Consider the following 16,897-nt stretch of genomic DNA (forward strand, 5'->3'; position numbering starts at 1 on the left):
TGGGCACATGAACATTACCGAGGCCACCGTGCCGCTCGTGTACGAAGCGATCAGCAAGATCCTCGGGGGCGACACGGTCTCCAAGCTGGTTGGCGTCAGTTGCATTGCACGCGGCGCCGACTCGGTGTTCGCGCGGGCAGTGCTCGATGCTGGCGGATCGCTCGAGGTAGTGCTGCCATCGCGGAACTACCGCGAGCGCAAGGTCAAACCGGACCATGCCGAACTCTTCGACAAGCTGCTCAGCAGCGCGTCGAAGGTGCACGTGATGGACTTCAACGACGCAGGCAGGCAGGCATACGAAGCCGCGAACGAAGCCATGCTGTCATCGTGTACGCGTCTTGTCGCGGTATGGGATGGGGATGCAAGTCAGCCGGGCGGTACCGGCACGGTGGTCGAGCTTGCCCGTGAGCGTGGTGTGCCGGTCGAGATCGTCTGGCCGGACGGCGCTGCGCGGGAATAAAGGCCACTCGGTAGGTTCGTGCGTTGGGATCATCTCGGTCCGTTGTGTCGGGTGGCGGCGGGTCGTTGGCCCATGCTGGGTTCTCGAGGTATTAGAGATCGCGCAGGCGCAGAACGACGGCCCAAGCCGACATCTCCCGGCGTGTACCGAAACCCAGGGGTTTGCAGTACCTCGAGCACCTGCTCGACCTGTTCCCGCGACGGCGGGCGGGTCACCTCGTCGCACACGGCGCGGGCGCGTCCAGCACCCGACCGTCCACCTAGCTGTCGGCTCGCGACGCCACAGGTGCGGCACCCACGACCGGCACAAGATTCGGGGAGGCGGAGGAAGTGGGCGCGGCGGTTACGCCATAGCCGAGGTTGGTGAGGACCTCACCGGTGGCCTTGGCGAAGTTCAGTGTGATGAAGTGCAGGCACGGTGCGCCCTCATCGATGAGCCGCTGGCCCATCTCCGTCGCGATTTCGATGCCGACCGCGCGGACCGCGGCCGCGTTCTCCTCCGGGCCGTCGCCCGCGGCCCTGCGCAAACGCTCGATGACCGCAGCGGGCAGCGGACGGCCGCACAGTTCCTCGGCCCGCGCGACGGTGCGCAGGGACGTGATCGGCATCAACTCCGGGATGATCGGCTTCGCGCCCTCGATCGGATCGAAGGCCGCGAGGCGATCGCGCAGGCGCAGATAGTGTTCGACGTCGAAGAACATCTGGGTGATCGAATACTCCGCGCCCGCACGCAGTTTCGCGGCCAGATACGCGGTGTCGTGCTCCAGATCCGGCGAGCGGTGGTGCCCCTGCGGGAACGAGGCGACGCCGACATGGAAGTCGCCGAGATCGCGGACGATGCGGACCAGCTCCTCGGCATAGGCGACACCCTCGGGATGTTTGCGCCATTCACCGAGCGGATCGCCGGGCGGGTCACCGCGCAGCACCAGGATATTGCGGATACCCGAATCGGCGTACGCGCCGACCAGCGAGCGCAGTTCCGCGACGCTGTGTTCGACGGCGGTCAGATGCGCCACCGGCAGCAGGGTGGTCTCCTGGGCCAGTGCGCCGGTGATCCGCACGGTGCGGTCGCGGGTGCTGCCGCCCGCACCGTAGGTCATCGAGACGAAGGCCGGATGCATGCGCTCGAAGGTGCGCGCGGCCCGCCACAGCCGCGCCTCGCCCGCGGCGTCACGCGGCGGATTGAACTCCACCGAGAAGGGCACGGAACCCCCCGAATGGGTCCGCAGACTCTGTACGACCGAGGGTGTTCCAGAGACGATCGGCGGCGTCGGGGACAGTCGGCCAGGGGTCGAACGTCCCCGCACGTTATCGAAAGTCACCGGTCCAGTGTAGTGGTGGCCGGTCACGGCCCTGTCGGGTCGTCGTGACCGAACGCGTATTCTGCGACCAGGCGACACGTTCGCCATCGCCGGGCGACACGCGCGACCGCCCGCGCCCGGCACCGAAGCACCTATAGCGCCATGCTCCACCGCGCGCCCAGCACCCGCACGACCTTGGAGGCTCCCCTGTCCGCCGGAACCGGTATCCAGACGCCTCGGAGCACCCCGCCCGCGAACCTACCGCCGACGCCGGGCACCCCCGGATTCGTCGTGGCGGTGGAGGACGCGCTCAGGGCCTTCTTCCTGACCCGGCGCGCCGCCGTCGAACCGCTCGGTCCGGTCTTCGTCCAGGCCGCGGACGCGCTCGAGCTCTTCGTGCTGCGCGGCGGCAAGCGGACCAGACCCGCCTTCGCCTGGACCGGCTGGCTCGGCGCGGGCGGCGACCCCACCGGCCCGGCCGCCGCCGCGGTCCTGAACGCCGCTGCCGCACTCGAATTGGTGCAGGCCTGCGCGCTGATCCACGACGACATCATCGACTCGTCGCGAACCCGCCGCCGCTTCCCCACCGTGCACGTCGACTTCGAACAGCGCCACCGCGACCGCGGCTGGGCCGGTGATTCCGAACACTTCGGCACCAGCGTCGCCATCCTGATCGGCGATCTGGCGCTGGCCTGGGCCGATGACATGGTGCACGCCGCCGGACTCGACGCCGCCGGACTCGCCCGGTTCGCGCCGGTCTGGGCGCTCATGCGCACCGAGGTGCTCGGCGGGCAACTGCTCGATATCCACGGCGAATCGGCGGGCGACGAATCGGTCACGGCAGCGCTGCGCATCAACCGGTACAAGACGGCCGCCTACACGGTGGAGCGCCCCCTGCACCTGGGTGCCGCCCTCGCGGACGCCGATCCGCGGCTGATCGAGGCCTACCGCACCTTCGGCACCGATATCGGTATCGCCTTCCAGTTGCGCGACGATCTGCTCGGCGTCTTCGGCGATCCCGCGGTCACCGGCAAGCCATCCGGCGACGACCTGCGCGAGGGCAAGCGCACCGTGCTGGTCGCCGAGGCGCTGCACCGGGCCGATGCCACCGACCCGGCCGCCGCCGCCCTGCTGCGCACCAGCATCGGCACCGATCTGACCGCGGACCAGGTCGAGCACCTGCGCGGGGTGATCACCGACCTCGGCGCGGTCGACGAGGTGGAGCGCCGCATCACCGAACTCACCGAACAGGGCCTGGCCGCACTGACATCCAGTACCGCGACGCCCGCCGCCAAGGAGCGGTTGCGCGCCATGGCCCTGGCCGCGACGAGTCGCACGCACTAGCGGCGAATCGCGAGGAGATTTCCATGAAAACCGTTGTGGGACCGACCGATCGCGTCGTGGTGGTGGGCGCCGGCCTCTCCGGACTCGCCGCGGCGCTGTATCTGACCGGGGCGGGGCACACCGTTACCCTGCTCGAGCGCGCCGACCATCCGGGCGGCCGAGTCGGGCTGTATCGCGGCCCCGACTACGAAATCGACTCCGGCGCAACGGTACTCACCCTGCCGGAGCTGATCGACGACGCACTCGCGGCCGTCGGCGAGACCCGCGAAACCTGCACCCCGCCGCTGCGCATCCACCAACTCGCACCCAGCTATCACGCCCGCTTCGCCGACGACTCGACGCTGCGGGTCTTCGCCGATCCCGAGGCGATGGCGATCGAGGTGGCTCGCGTGTGCGGCGATGAGGAGGCGCTGCGCTACCGACGGCTGCGGGCCTGGCTGGCGCGGATCTACGAGGCCGAATTCGGCGAGTTCATGGATACGAACTTCGATTCGCCGCTCGATATGGTCCGCTACCCGGCCAAACGCCGCGCACTCGCCGCACTCGTTCGCCTGGGCGGATTCGGCAGGCTCGGCCCGCGCGTCGGCCGGTTCCTGCGCGATCCGCGCCTGGCCCGGCTGTTCACCTTCCAGGCCCTCTACGCGGGTATGGCTCCCGCCAAGGCACTGGCGGTCTACGGTGCGATCCCGCATATGGACACCTCGCTCGGCGTCTACTTCCCCGAAGGCGGTATGCGCGCCATTACCGCCGCCCTTGCGGACGCCTTCACCGCGGCGGGCGGCATATTGGAGCTGAACACCGAGGTCACCGGCATCGAGTACGCGAACCGCCGGGCCAGCAGGATCCATACCGCCGACGGCCGCGGCTTCGACTGCGACGCCGTGGTTCTCACCGCCGACCTCGGCTCACTCGACCAATTCGGCGTGCGCCGTCGCCGCCGACTGCGCGCCGCCCCGTCGGCCGTCGTCGCACACGGCACCATCCCCGCGGCGGTCGCGGCGACCTGGCCGATCCAGGCCCACCACACCATCGATTTCGGCGACGCCTGGGATCGCACCTTCGACGAGATCGCGGCGCGGCCGGGTCGGGGTCGTCTGATGAGCGACCCATCGCTGCTGCTCACCCGGCCCGCACTCACCGATCCGACCCTCCACATCGATCGCGAAGACGGCCGATACGAACCGTTCTCGCTGCTCGCCCCCTGCCCGAACCTCGATGCCGCACCGCTGGACTGGGACCGACTCGGACCCTCGTACCTGCGGGAACTCCTCGACGTCCTGGAAGGGCGCGGCTATCACGGCATCGCCGAACATTTCACCGTCGACCACCTCGACACGCCCGGCACCTGGCGTGGCCAAGGCATGTTGGCGGGCACACCCTTCTCCGCCGCACATCTGTTCCGGCAGACCGGACCGTTTCGGCCACGCAATTTCTCCGGCGACAGCGACAATGTGGTTATCGCTGGTTGTGGCACCACTCCGGGTGTCGGCGTGCCGACCACGCTGCTGTCCGGAAAACTAGCGGCAAACCGGATCACCGGTGCCGCCCGGCCCGCTCGGGATGAATCCCCGAGCACCAGCGGGATAGTGTTCCCGGCAAGCCGATAAACTAACGGCCGACCTGATCACCAGCGGTTGCGACCGCCGACCACCCCGGGGGGACCGACACCACATGCATCCCCCTGAGACGACGGCTCCCGCCCCCACCGACGACGCGAACACCGCGACCGAAGCCGAGGCGCACCGCGCTCCGGCGCACCGCGCAACCCTGCCCACCCACGAGCCCGGATTCCGCACCTGGATGCGGACCTCCGCGGATTTCGCCCGCAGCCCCGAGGGCCACGCGGCGCTGCTCGGCTTCTTCGGCGCGCTGATGATCACCTTCGGCGGATTCGGCGCCGGCAGCGTCCGCAAACGCGATCCGCTGCTCGAGTCGATGCATCTGTCCTGGCTGCGCTTCGGGCACGGCTACGTGCTGTCGACCATGGTCATCTGGGTCGGGGTGCTGCTGATGATCACCGCGTGGGTGCGGTTGGGCCGCACCACGATCGGATTCGGTGACCGGCCCGATGCCGGGGTCACACTGAACGAACTGCGCGCGATCGTCGGCATCTGGATCTTCCCGCTGTTGTTCGCGGTGCCGATGTTCAGTCGCGACGCGTATTCGTATCTGGCCCAGGGCGCGCTGCTGCGCGACGGCTTCGATCCCTACGTATCCCCGCCGGTCGCCAATCCCGGTGTGCTGCTGGACAATGTGAGCCCGGTCTGGACCGCGACGACCGCGCCCTACGGCCCGATCTTCCTGCTGCTCGGCCGCGCCATCACCGCGATCACCGGCGACAACGTGGTCGCCGGCACCATCGCGCTGCGGCTGGTCATGCTGCCCGGGCTGGCGCTGATGATGTGGGCGGTGCCATATCTGACCAAACATCTCGGCGGTAAGCCGACCGTCGCGCTGTGGCTGGCGGTGCTCAATCCGCTGGTGCTGATCCACCTCATCGGCGGCGTGCACAACGAAATGCTCATGGTCGGGCTGATGTGCGCGGGTATCGCGCTGGTGCTCGAGCGCCATCACGTGGCCGGCATCGTGGTCGTCGCGATCGGCGTCGCCATCAAGGCGACCGCGGGCGTCGCGCTGCCGTTCCTGGTGTGGATCTGGATGCTGCACGAACGCGAACGCCGCGCGCTGCAACGCGCCGCGCAGTCACCGGGTGCCACCGAGCACGTCGAGGACACGGCCGAACCCGCGCGACCGAGCGCGGAAGTACCGCATCCGGCGCTGATGTTCGCCAAGATCGCCGGACTCGGATTGAGCGTCTTCGCGGCGGTCTTCGTGGCCGCATCGGCCATCGCCGGGGTCGGCATCGGCTGGCTGACCGCGCTGTCCGGCTCGAAGAAGATCATCAACTGGCTCTCGCTGCCGACGATCATGGCGCATATGGTGCGCTGGGTGACGCCGTTCGCGATGGATCCGGTCCTGGTGGTGACCCGTGCCCTCTGCGCGGTGGCGCTGGTCGCCGTGCTGGCCTGGACCTGGTGGCGGTTCCGGCACAGCGAGCGCGAGGCGGTCTTCGGCATCCTCATCGCCTTCGTCGCCATCGTCATCCTCTCGCCCGCCGCACTGCCCTGGTATTACTCCTGGCCGCTGGCGCTGGCCGCCGGATTCGCCCTGTCGACCACCACGCTGATGGTGCTGGTCGGGCTGTGCACCTGGTTGATGCTGGTATTCCAGCCGGACGGCTCCATCGGGCTCTACAGCTTCTGGCATGTCACCGCGGCCACCTTCGCCGCTGTGGTGGCGGCGCTGTCGCTGCGGACCGTCGACCCACTGCGATTGCGCGCCACCCCACCGGAGAGCGATCCGGTCGCCGTCACCCGGTCATGACCGAGGTCGAGCTAGCCGCCGGTATCGCGCGCGATGCGGAACTGGCCGCGGCGTACCGCGTCTGCCGCGGAATCGCCGCCGCGCACGGCCGCACGTACTTCCTGGCCACCCGATTGCTCGCCGCACGGCGAAGACCCGCCGTACACGCGCTCTACGCGTTCGCGCGGATCGTCGACGATATCGTCGATCACCCGACGCTCGACGCCGAGCACGGCCCGGCGGGCGAACTGGATCTGGTCGAAAAACAGCTCCGGGTGGCGCTGGAGCAGGGTGCGCGGGCAGTCAACGGACCCGCCCAACGCACCGATGTACTGATCGCGCTGGCCGACACCATTCGACGCTATGACATTGCCCCCCAGCACTTCTGGACCTTCCTGGACTCCATGCGCATGGATGTGCCGGGTACCGCGCGCTTCCACGCCAGCTACGCCACCATGTCCGACCTCCGCGAATACATGCGCGGATCCGCGGCCGCGATCGGATTGCAGCTGCTGCCGGTACTCGGCACGGTCGTGCCGGTCGCCGAGGCCGAACCCGCCGCCGCGGCGCTCGGCGAGGCATTCCAGCTCACCAACTTCCTGCGTGATATCGCCGAGGACCTGGACCGCAGCCGCATCTACCTCCCCGCGGACGAACTCGCCGCCTTCGGCGTCGACGCGGACCTACTGGCCCACTGCCGCCGCACCGGGCACACCGATCAACGGCTGCGCCGCGCACTGGCCCATCTGATCGCGATCAACCGCGACATCTACCGCATCGCCAACCCGGGCATCGACCTGCTCGACCCCCGAGTCCGCCCCGCCATCCGCACCGCCAGCACCCTCTACTCGGACATCCTGGAACGCATCGAAGACGCCGATTACGCGGTCTTCGCGGGGCGCGCGGTGGTCCCCCGCCGCCGTCGGCTGCGGGTTGCCGCAGCCGAGTTCGGCACCGCAATATTGCGCCGCCCACGGCTCTGACCTCGCGGAATCACCGCCGACCCTACGCCACCTCCCCACGGAGCGAGTCTTACGAGCGACCGTTCGCGGCCCGTCTCGCGTCCAAGTCGTCGAAGCGCATGCGACGCAGGCACGAACCTCGGCCACCGAACGGTGCACCCCGGACACCGAGCGACCCGCTCGAGGCGATCACCACGGAGCGAGTCTCGACGGCTCGGACGCGAGACACCAGGGGGCCGCGAACACGCCGCGCCCGCGCGGCCAAAAATTCAGAAGGGCTCCGCTGCGGCGCGGCGCAGTACCTCGCGCGCCAGCGGGCCGTGCAATGCGTCGACGGGCTTGCCCGGCAGGCTGTCGTCGTCGGTGAAGATCCACTCCAGGATCTCCTCGTCGGTGTACTTGGCGTCTTTCATGACGGTGATCAGGCCCGGCAGCGGCTTCACGATCGCACCGGTTTCGTCGAAGAATCGCTCGGGCACACCCGCTACGCCATCGCGGCGCACCGCGAGCAGCTGATGGTCGCGCAGCATCTGATGCACCCTGGTCACTACGAGCCCGAGTTTGTCGGCCACCTCGGGCAGCGGGATCACCGCCACCGACTCAGGAAGAACATCAGCACTGCAAGGAAATGCACTCACGCGGATAACGGTAGACGGTCCCGCCCCGCACGGCGTGAGACACCCGGGCGGCGATCGCCGATACCATCGTGGGCGGGCCGCATGAGGCGGTCGATCGCTTGTCGCGTACGCAGCGAGGGGTGAGAACTTTGTGAAAGCCGGAGGACATCACTTGATCGGGCAAATCCTGGAGGGGCGCTACCGCATCGACGCGCCGATCGCGCGGGGCGGGATGTCGATGGTCTTCCGCGGGGTGGACACCCGACTGGACCGCCCGGTCGCCATCAAGGTGATGGACCCGAAGTTCGCCGCCGATCCGCAGTTCCTGTCCCGGTTCGAATTCGAGGCGCGCGCGGTCGCCAAGCTCAAGCATCCATCCCTGGTCGCGGTCTACGACCAGGGCGTGGACGGCGAACATCCGTTCCTGATCATGGAGTTGGTCGAGGGCGGCACGCTGCGCGAACTTCTGCGTGAGCGCGGTCCGATGCCACCGCACGCGGTGCGCGCGGTCGCCGAGCCGGTACTGGCCGCGATCGGCGTCGCGCATTCGGCGGGGCTGATCCATCGCGATATCAAACCGGAGAATGTGCTGATCTCCGATTCCGGCGAGGTCAAAATCGCCGACTTCGGCCTGGTGCGCGCCGTCGCGGCCGCGAAGACGACCTCGGCGAGCGTGATACTCGGCACCGCGGCCTACCTGGCCCCCGAGCAGGTGACCACGGGTACCGCCGACTCCCGCAGCGACGTCTACTCCTTCGGCATCCTGATCTTCGAACTGCTCACCGGGCAGGTCCCGTTCACCGGCGACACCTCGCTATCGGTGGCATATCAGCGCATCGAGAACGATGTGCCGAGCCCGAGCGAATTCATCGCCGGGATACCGCCGGAGTTCGACGAGCTGATCGCGCGCGCCACCAACCGCGAACCCGCGCACCGCTTCGCCGACGCGAACGAGATGGCGGCCGAACTGCATTCGATCGGCGTCGCGCTGAATCTGCCGCCGTATCGGGTGCCAGCACCGCAGGATTCGGCCGAACATCTCAGCGCCAGCTACCAGGTCGCGGCGCCGAATCAGCAGCAGGCCAGGGCCATGGCACCGCCCGCACCGCAGTCGATGCAGCACACCAAGGTGGTCACCGCGCCACGGCCCCGGGTTCCCGACTACGGCCCGCCCGATAACTACGGGCCGCCGACGAACACCTACGGCCCGCGCGATCAGTATCCGCCGTCGCAATCGCCACAGCCGTCGCCCTTCGCGGACGACCGCGTGAAATCGCGCCGCACGGTCCTGCTGTGGGTCGCCATCGTGGCGACCCTGACCTTGCTGGTCGGGATCGGCGGCTGGTACCTGGGCTTCGGCCGCTATTCGGCGGTTCCATCAGTGGCCGGGAAGGATCAGGCCAGCGCGGTCACCGCACTGGAGAACGCGGGCTTCGCCACCGAGCTCCGACAGAAGACCTCCGACACCATTCCGGTCGGCGGCGTGGTCGGCACCGACCCCTCGGCGGGATCCAAGGTCACCAAAGGTTCGACCGTGGCCGTGCTGATCTCCAGTGGCAAACCGCGGGTGCCCGATATCAAAGCGGGCGACGAGATTTCGAAGGTCAACCAGCTCATCCGCGATGCCGGACTGCAACCGGTGGACGCCGGCGAAACCGGCAGTTCGGCACCCAAGGGCACCTTGGCCAAGGTAGACCCGGCTCCGGGAACGGTACTTCCGCTGGCCGCGCAGGTGAAGGTGTACCGCAGCAAGGGATCCCAGCCGGTCAAGATGCCCGATGTGCGCGGCAAGACCACCGAGGAAGCCAATAAGGTGCTCACCGCCGCCGGAATCACGGTGCGCGAGACCAGAACTCAGTTCGATCGCACCATCGAGGCGGATAAGGTGATCGGCACCGATCCTGCCGCGGGCACCACCATCCAGTCCGGTGACGGCGTCACCTTGATCGTCTCCAATGCCGTGAAGGTGCCCATGCTGGTCGGCGAGAGCGTCGGCGACGCCCGCTCGAAACTACAGGCCCTCGGCCTGCAGGTGACGGTGCGCCAGCTCACCCAGTCCGACAGCTCCGTGGTGATCGGCCAGAACCCCGGCGGGGGCGCCAATGTCGAGGCGGGCGCAACGGTCGCCCTGACCGCATTGCCCTGACCGCGGTAGCCCGCACCCCGAAGACGACAGCGGCGCCGCACACTCGGTGCGGCGCCGCTGTCCCTCGATCGAAAAGCCGTGTTCAGCGCAGCATTTCGGCAACCAGGAAGGCCAGCTCCAGCGACTGCTGAGTATTCAGCCGCGGATCACAAGCCGTCTCGTAGCGACCGGACAGATCCATATCGGAGATGTCCTGGGCGCCGCCGAGACATTCGGTGACGTCCTCGCCGGTCAGCTCGATGTGCAGACCGCCGGGGTGGGTACCCAGCGCATGGTGCACCTCGAAGAAGCCCTGCACCTCATCGATGATCCGGTCGAAGTGCCGGGTCTTGTAGCCGGTGGAGGCCTCGTGGGTATTGCCGTGCATGGGGTCGCACTGCCAGATCACCTGGTGCCCGGTCGCCTGCACCTTCTCGATAATGGGTGGCAGCACGTCGCGGACCTTGGTGTTGCCCATGCGGGAAACAATGGTCAACCGGCCCGGCTCATTATTGGGATCGAGCCGCTCGACATACTCCACGGCCTGATCCGGCGTGGTGGTCGGGCCGATCTTCAGGCCGATCGGATTGGCGAGCAGTTCGGCAAAGGCGATATGCGCGCCGTCGAGCTGACGGGTGCGCTCGCCGATCCACAGGAAGTGCGCGGACAGGTCGTAGAGCACCGGCTCGCCCGCCGGATTCTCGCCGAGGCGCAGCATGGCGCGCTCATAGTCGAGCACCAGCGCCTCGTGGCTGGCGTAGATGCGGGCCGACTGCAGGCTGGGGTCGTTCACCCGACAGGCGGTCATGAAGGCCAGGCCGCGGTCGATCTCCTCGGCCAACGCCTCATAGCGCGCACCCGCGGGCGACTTGGCCACGAAATCGCGGTTCCAGTCGTGTACCCGATGCAGATCCGCCATGCCCGCACCGGTCAGCGCGCGCACCAGATTCATCGCCGCACTGGCATTGGCGTAGGCACGCACCAGCCGCGACGGATCATGCTCACGCACCTTGGCATCGGCGACCAGCGAGTTCACCATGTCGCCGCGATAGGACTTGAGGCCGAGCGCATCGGTATCGGACGAACGCGGCTTCGCGTACTGTCCCGCGATCCGCGCGACCTTGACCACCGGCAGGCTGGCGCCGTAGGTGAGCACGACCGCCATCTGCAGCAGGGTCCGGATATTGCCGCGGATGTGCGGTTCGGTGTTGTCGGCGAACGTCTCCGCGCAGTCACCGCCCTGCATCAGGAAGGCTTCACCGCGTGCGACCTCGGCGAGCTGCGTGCGCAACTCCTCCACCTCGGCGGGCACACAGATCGGCGGGACGCTCTCGAGCACGGTGCGCATCATCGCCGCCTGCTCCGTATCCCACGACGGCTGCTGCAGCGCGGGACGCGCCAGAGCATCGTCCAGCCGCCTACGCAGCTCTGCGGGGAGCGGCGGCAGCTCCGGCAGGCGATCGATCGGTACGTCGACGGTCCAGTTCACCCGTACAGAATACGGACCCTCCGGCCCGCGCAGGTACCCGGTATAAGGGGTGGATTCTGCCCACCTAGGGTAAATAGCCGGGCACTATGGCCGCACCGTACCGATCTTTGGAGGAGAGACCGATCTCGCTTCGATATTTTTATGACTGCGAATTCATCGAGGACGGGGTCACCATCGACCTCGTCTCGATCGGTGTGGTCTGCGAGGACGGCCGCGAATACTACGCGGTCTCAACCGAATTCGACGCCGAGCGAGCCGGCCCCTGGGTGCGCCGCTACGTACTCCCACAGCTCCCGTCGCCGTCCTCGCCGCTATGGCGCAGCCGCGAACAGATCCGCAAGGATCTCTACGAATTCCTCGTCCCGCGCCCCAGCGTCACTCCGGAACTGTGGGCCTGGGTCGCCGCCTACGACCACGTCGCCCTGTGCCAACTCTGGGGCTCCATGGTCGACCTGCCCAACGCCCTCCCGCGCTACACCAACGAACTGCGTCAGCACTGGGAGGCCCATGGCCGTACCGAACTCCCCCCGGTCCCCCCGGACGCCCACGACGCCCTCGCTGACGCCCGGCACAACCTGGCCAAATTCGAGGCCATCGAGGCGGCGCGCCGCCGGGTTTCCCTTTAACAGCGAAAGGCCCCGAGTCGATATTCGACTCGGGGCCTTCTGCTTTCGAGCTGGGCGATCAGTGGCCGGACTTGCCGTTCTTACCGTTCGCCTGTTCCTGGACCCGCTGCAGCACGGCGAGTTGCTTGTGCTCTTCCGCGTGCTCGGCCTCGAAGGCCTGCTCGATCTCGTGCGCGGGGTCGGCGCGCAGGAAGCTGCCGGTGCCCGGCTGACCGGCCGAACCCAGCTTGTTCATCTTCTTGGGCACCGTCGCGCCCTGGTACTCCAGCGGGATCGGGTGGCCGTGGCTGTCGACCGGGCCGAGCGGCTGGTGCACCTCGATGTACTCACCGTGCGGCAGGCGCTTGATCACACCGGTCTCGATGCCGTGCTCGAGCACCGCGCGGTCACTGCGCTGCAGACCGATGCAGAACCGGTAGGCGAGGAAGTAGGCGACCGGCGGCACGACCAGCAGGCCGATGCGGCCCATCCAGGTGGTGGCGTTCAACGAGATGTCGAACTTCAGCGCCAGGATGTCGTTGACGCACGAGAGCGTCAGCACCACGTAGAAACCGATCGACATCGCACCGATCGCCGTGCGCACCGGCACGTCGCGCGGGCGCTGCAGCAGGTTGTGGTGCACCTTGTCGCCGGTGAGGCGCTGCTCGATCCACGGGTAGGCGATCAGCACCGTGAACACCAGACCCATGATCAGCGCCACCCAGAACACGGCGGGCACCGTGTAGCGACCCAGGTAGAGCTCCCACGGCGGCATCAGACGCGCCAGACCGTCGGTCCACATCATGTAGAAGTCGGGCTGCGAACCCGCCGACACCTGCGAGGGGTTGTACGGACCCAGGTTCCAGATCGGGTTGATCTGCAGCACACCGGCCAGGATCGCCACGATGCCGAGGGTGAAGGCGAAGAACGCGCCCTGATCCGAGGCGAACACCGGCACGATGCGCGCGCCGACGACATTGTTCTCGGTGCGGCCCGGACCGGGGAACTGCGTGTGCTTCTGGTACCAGACCAGCGCGACGTGCGCGGCGATCAGGGCCAGGATGATGCCGGGGAACAGCAGCACGTGCGCGATGTACAGGCGCGGGATGATGATGTCGCCCGGGAAGTCACCACCGAAGATCAGCCAGTGCATCCAGGTGCCGATGATCGGGATGCTCATCGTGATACCGCCGAACGCGGCCCGCAGACCGGTACCCGAGAGCAGGTCGTCGGGCAGCGAGTAACCGAAGAAGCCCTCGAACATCGCCAGGATCAGCAGCAGGCAGCCGATGACCCAGTTCGCCTCACGCGGCTTGCGGAATGCACCGGTGAAGAAGATACGGAACAGGTGCACGATGATCGACGCCGCGAACAGCAGCGCGGCCCAGTGGTGCACCTGGCGCACGAACAGACCGCCGCGCACCTCGAAGGTGATGTTCAGCGCCGTCTCGTAGGCCCGCGACATGGTCACACCACGCAGCGGCTGGTAGGCGCCGTTGTAGACGACCTCGCTCATCGACGGATCGAAGAACAGGGTCAGATACACACCCGACAGCAGCAGAATGATGAAGCTGTAGAGCGCGATCTCGCCGAGCAGGAACGACCAGTGGGTCGGGAAGACCTTGTTGATCGACCGCTTCATGAACGCGGCGGCGCGGTACCGCTCGTCCGCGGCGTGGGCTTGGGCTGCAACCCGACTCATGAACGACGCTCCCAGTAGGCCGGTCCGAGCGGCTCGATGAAGTCGCCGGCGGCGACCAGGTAGCCCTCGGAGTTGACGGTGATCGGCAGCTGCGGCAGTGCGCGAGCGGCGGGACCGAAGACCGGCTTGGCCCATTCGGTCGCCAGGAACTGCGACTGATGGCAGGGGCACAGGATCTTGTTGGTCTGCGACTCGAACAGCGACGTCGGGCAACCGAGGTGGGTGCAGATCTTCGAGTAGGCGAAGTAGTCGCCGTAGTTGAAGCTCTCCTGCCCCTTACGCTTGATGGCCTTCTGCGCGTCTTCGCTGCGCAACCGGATCAGCATGACGGCGTTGCGGATACCGTGCAGGGACTGCAGCGTCGCGTGCTCGTCACCACGCCACTTCTCCTTCCACGGGAACACCGTCTGCATCGCGCCCGCGTCCATGTCCTCGGGACGCACCAACACGACGTCCTCGGGGCGACCGGTGTCGCGGCGGATGTAGATCGTCTCGCCCGGGAAGTCCGGGGTCCAACCCGAGACCCACAGCGGCGACTTGTCACCCTTGGCCCACGGGTTCTTGATCATGCCGCCGACGAAGACCAGCAGCGCGCCGATACCGAGCACGCCGACACCGGCGCCCGCGGTCCGGGTGATCATCTTGCGGCGGCCCAGCGTGGAGGTGTCGAGCGCATCCTGCAGCTCGGCGACCAGGGTGCGACGCTCGACCTCGGGCGAGGGCCCGTCGTGGCGTTGCTGGATGGACAACTCGGCGGGGATGAACTTCTTGCGGATCAGCACCACCGCGATACCGATGACCAGCACCGCGATACCGAAGCTGAGGCCGACCAGCGGGGTGAACAGCGAGTAAGCGGTGTGGCCCTCTTCGTTCGAGCCCTTGAACTCCCAAGGCCAGAACAGGAACACACCGATCAGGACCGCGGCGGCAATACCGGATACCGCGAACCAGAACGAGACCTGCCGCTCGGCGCGCTTCTCGGCGCGGGTGCCCGGCACCGGGAACCGCTCACGCCGGTAGGCGACGTCGACGTCATCGCGCTCGGTGCCGAGCTTGACCAGCTCGTCGCGAGTCATCGCGTCGAGTTCTTCCTCGGTGGGCTCCGCCGGTGTGGTGTTCACCCGCTCGTTCGACGGCTCCGCACCGTCGTGGCCCTCATCCGGCCGACCCATGTCGTTTGGCTCCTTGTTTTCGCTCATGAACGGGATCCGATCCACATCGCGGCACCCACGACGAGCGTGATGCCGACCACCCACATGGCCAGACCCTCGGTCGCAGGACCGAACCCGCCGAGATCCCAGCCGCCCGGGCTCTTCTCCTCGGTGGCGTTCTTGATGTAGGCGACGATGTCGCGCTTCTCTTCCGGGCTCAGCTGCCGGTCGGAGAACTTCGGCATGTTCTGCGGGCCGGTGAGCATCGCATCGTAGATCTGCTGCTCGCTCGCGGGCTCCAGCGGCGGGGCGAACTTACCGGAGGACAGCGCGCCGCCGCGGCCGGTGAAGTTGTGGCAGGACGCGCAGTTCATCCGGAACAGCTCCGAACCGCGGGCGACATCCGGACCGCGCAGCGATTCCTCGGCGATCTCGCCGTTGGCGTCGCGCACCACGCTCGGGCCGCCGCCGTTGGACGCGACGTACGCGCTGAGCGCGTCGATCTGATGGGCGTCGAACTTCGGTGGCTTGCGCTGGGCCTGGGCCTCGTTGCGCGCCATCGGCATGCGACCGGAGGAAACCTGGAAGTAGACGGCGGCCTCGCCGACGCCGATCAGGCTCGGACCGCGGTCGGGCACACCCTGCAGGTTGGCGCCGTGGCAGGTGATGCAGGAGGTCTCGTAGAGCTGCTTGCCGTCGCGGATCAGCGCGGACTGGTCCTCGTGCGCGGTCGCGACCTGCGGGTCCGGCGTGATGGCAGTGGCAAGGAATCCGGCTCCGACGAGGCCCACCAGCAGCGCAAGCCCGCCCGCGATGCGCCGCCGCATGCGGCGCTGCTTACGCGTCTTGGTGGCCGCGACATCTTGGCCGCTGATCGCCGCGCTGGGGCTGGCGGGCTCTGGCGCTGACGGGGGAGATGAACTCATCTGTGTCCCTTTGGAGTAGACGGAACCGACTTGTGCAAAAGATTTGGGGGTACTGGCCCGCTCAGCGGACGAAGTAGATCGTGGCGAACAGCCCGATCCACACGATGTCGACGAAGTGCCAGTAGTACGAGACGACGATCGCGGCGGTGGCCTGTGCGGGGGTGAACTTACTCACCTTGGTGCGGACCAGCAGGAACACGAAGGCGATCAGACCGCCGATGACGTGCAGACCGTGGAAACCAGTGGTGATGTAGAACACCGAACCGTAGGCGCTGCTCGAAATCGAGGTGCCTTCCTTGACCAGATTGGTGTACTCGTAGCCCTGACCGGCCACGAACATCGCACCCATGATCAGGGTGATGACGTACCAGCGGCGCAGACCGAACACGTCACCCTTCTCCGCCGCGAACACACCCATCTGGCAGGTGAACGAGGAGGCGACCAGCACGGTGGTGACCGGCACGGCAAGCTTCAGGTTCAGCTCGGTCGGTTCCGGCGGCCAGTTGCCGTGGGCCTGGGCGCGCGCGACGAAGTACATCGCGAAGAGCCCGGCAAAGAACATCAGCTCGCTGGACAGCCAGATGATGGTACCGACGCTCACCATGTTTGGCCGGTTCAGCGAATGCACACGCTGAGTAATGGCCGATCCTGGGGTCCCTACTGCGGTCGTCACGGGGGTAAGTATGACTCGTCGTAGTACGACACAAGTACCCGGGTGCGAAACTTGTCCTCCCGTGTCGGAAAACGCACGGACAGACGGGGTCTCGTGTTCAATTTGCCGGGCCCACGGCGGGGCGTGTCGGCGGCCCCGAAGGTCCACGTCCGAGCGGTAGGGACTCGCTGCGCTGCGGGA

At 67.6% G+C, this 16,897-nt stretch carries 14 protein-coding genes; 7 read left to right on the forward strand and 7 right to left on the reverse strand.

The annotated features are described in order from the left end of the window. Positions 1 to 7 precede the first annotated feature (7 nt). A complete protein-coding gene (locus ACQP2D_RS31525; protein WP_433679551.1) occupies positions 8 to 460 on the forward strand; it encodes a hypothetical protein in 453 nt (150 codons plus the stop codon). A gap of 259 nt (positions 461 to 719) precedes the next feature. On the opposite strand, the gene ACQP2D_RS31530 is transcribed toward ACQP2D_RS31525, so the two are convergent. Continuing rightward, complete coding sequence (locus ACQP2D_RS31530; protein WP_433679552.1) at positions 720 to 1,781, reverse strand: methylenetetrahydrofolate reductase; 1,062 nt, start codon at positions 1,779 to 1,781, stop codon at positions 720 to 722. A 174-nt stretch (positions 1,782 to 1,955) separates the two neighbouring features. On the opposite strand from ACQP2D_RS31530, the gene ACQP2D_RS31535 reads away from it, so the two are divergent. From ACQP2D_RS31535 to ACQP2D_RS31550, 4 genes are all read left to right on the forward strand, one after another. Continuing rightward, positions 1,956 to 3,104 (forward strand): polyprenyl synthetase family protein, encoded by a 1,149-nt coding sequence (locus ACQP2D_RS31535; RefSeq protein WP_433685821.1) that lies wholly within the window; start codon positions 1,956 to 1,958, stop codon positions 3,102 to 3,104. A 23-nt stretch (positions 3,105 to 3,127) separates the two neighbouring features. Further along, complete coding sequence (gene crtI, locus ACQP2D_RS31540) at positions 3,128 to 4,711, forward strand: phytoene desaturase family protein (protein ID WP_433679553.1); 1,584 nt, start codon at positions 3,128 to 3,130, stop codon at positions 4,709 to 4,711. Positions 4,712 to 4,904: 193 nt separating this feature from the next. After that, positions 4,905 to 6,488 (forward strand): alpha-(1->6)-mannopyranosyltransferase A, encoded by a 1,584-nt coding sequence (locus tag ACQP2D_RS31545; protein WP_433685822.1) that lies wholly within the window; start codon positions 4,905 to 4,907, stop codon positions 6,486 to 6,488. Continuing rightward, positions 6,485 to 7,450, forward strand: a complete 966-nt coding sequence (locus tag ACQP2D_RS31550; RefSeq protein ID WP_433679554.1) for a phytoene/squalene synthase family protein — start codon at positions 6,485 to 6,487, stop codon at positions 7,448 to 7,450. Before ACQP2D_RS31545 ends, ACQP2D_RS31550 begins: the two co-directional genes overlap by 4 nt. Positions 7,451 to 7,698: 248 nt before the next feature. On the opposite strand, the gene ACQP2D_RS31555 is transcribed toward ACQP2D_RS31550, so the two are convergent. Beyond that, positions 7,699 to 8,067, reverse strand: a complete 369-nt coding sequence (locus ACQP2D_RS31555; protein ID WP_433679555.1) for an Rv2175c family DNA-binding protein — start codon at positions 8,065 to 8,067, stop codon at positions 7,699 to 7,701. 151 nt (positions 8,068 to 8,218) lie between these two features. On the opposite strand from ACQP2D_RS31555, the gene pknB reads away from it, so the two are divergent. Further along, positions 8,219 to 10,192 carry a Stk1 family PASTA domain-containing Ser/Thr kinase gene (gene pknB, locus ACQP2D_RS31560; protein ID WP_433679556.1) on the forward strand — a complete coding sequence of 658 codons (1,974 nt, stop codon included), beginning with the start codon at positions 8,219 to 8,221 and terminating at the stop codon, positions 10,190 to 10,192. Positions 10,193 to 10,274: 82 nt separating this feature from the next. On the opposite strand, the gene ACQP2D_RS31565 is transcribed toward pknB, so the two are convergent. Then, entirely contained in the window at positions 10,275 to 11,660 is a 1,386-nt protein-coding gene (locus ACQP2D_RS31565; protein WP_433679557.1) for a class II 3-deoxy-7-phosphoheptulonate synthase, read from the reverse strand. 107 nt (positions 11,661 to 11,767) lie between these two features. Here ACQP2D_RS31565 and ACQP2D_RS31570 point away from each other — a divergent pair, with 107 nt between their 5' ends. Then, positions 11,768 to 12,286 (forward strand): polyadenylate-specific 3'-exoribonuclease AS, encoded by a 519-nt coding sequence (locus tag ACQP2D_RS31570; RefSeq protein ID WP_433679558.1) that lies wholly within the window; start codon positions 11,768 to 11,770, stop codon positions 12,284 to 12,286. A 58-nt stretch (positions 12,287 to 12,344) separates the two neighbouring features. On the opposite strand, the gene qcrB is transcribed toward ACQP2D_RS31570, so the two are convergent. The 4 genes from qcrB to ctaE form a co-directional block, all read right to left on the reverse strand. Continuing rightward, a complete protein-coding gene (qcrB, locus tag ACQP2D_RS31575; RefSeq protein ID WP_433679559.1) occupies positions 12,345 to 13,967 on the reverse strand; it encodes a cytochrome bc1 complex cytochrome b subunit in 1,623 nt (540 codons plus the stop codon). Beyond that, on the reverse strand, positions 13,964 to 15,139 hold the full coding sequence (qcrA, locus tag ACQP2D_RS31580) for a cytochrome bc1 complex Rieske iron-sulfur subunit (RefSeq protein WP_433685823.1): 1,176 nt from the start codon (positions 15,137 to 15,139) through the stop codon (positions 13,964 to 13,966). The genes qcrB and qcrA overlap by 4 nt, the downstream gene beginning before the upstream one ends. A gap of 23 nt (positions 15,140 to 15,162) precedes the next feature. Further along, the gene (gene qcrC, locus ACQP2D_RS31585; RefSeq protein WP_433679560.1) at positions 15,163 to 16,044 is read right to left on the reverse strand and encodes a cytochrome bc1 complex diheme cytochrome c subunit; all 882 of its coding nucleotides are present in this window, start codon (positions 16,042 to 16,044) and stop codon (positions 15,163 to 15,165) included. A gap of 61 nt (positions 16,045 to 16,105) precedes the next feature. Further along, positions 16,106 to 16,717 (reverse strand): aa3-type cytochrome oxidase subunit III, encoded by a 612-nt coding sequence (gene ctaE / locus ACQP2D_RS31590; RefSeq protein WP_433598635.1) that lies wholly within the window; start codon positions 16,715 to 16,717, stop codon positions 16,106 to 16,108. Positions 16,718 to 16,897 lie beyond the last annotated feature (180 nt).

It is taken from the genome of Nocardia sp. CA-119907 (assembly GCF_050955995.1).
Classification (GTDB): Bacteria; Actinomycetota; Actinomycetes; order Mycobacteriales; family Mycobacteriaceae; genus Nocardia.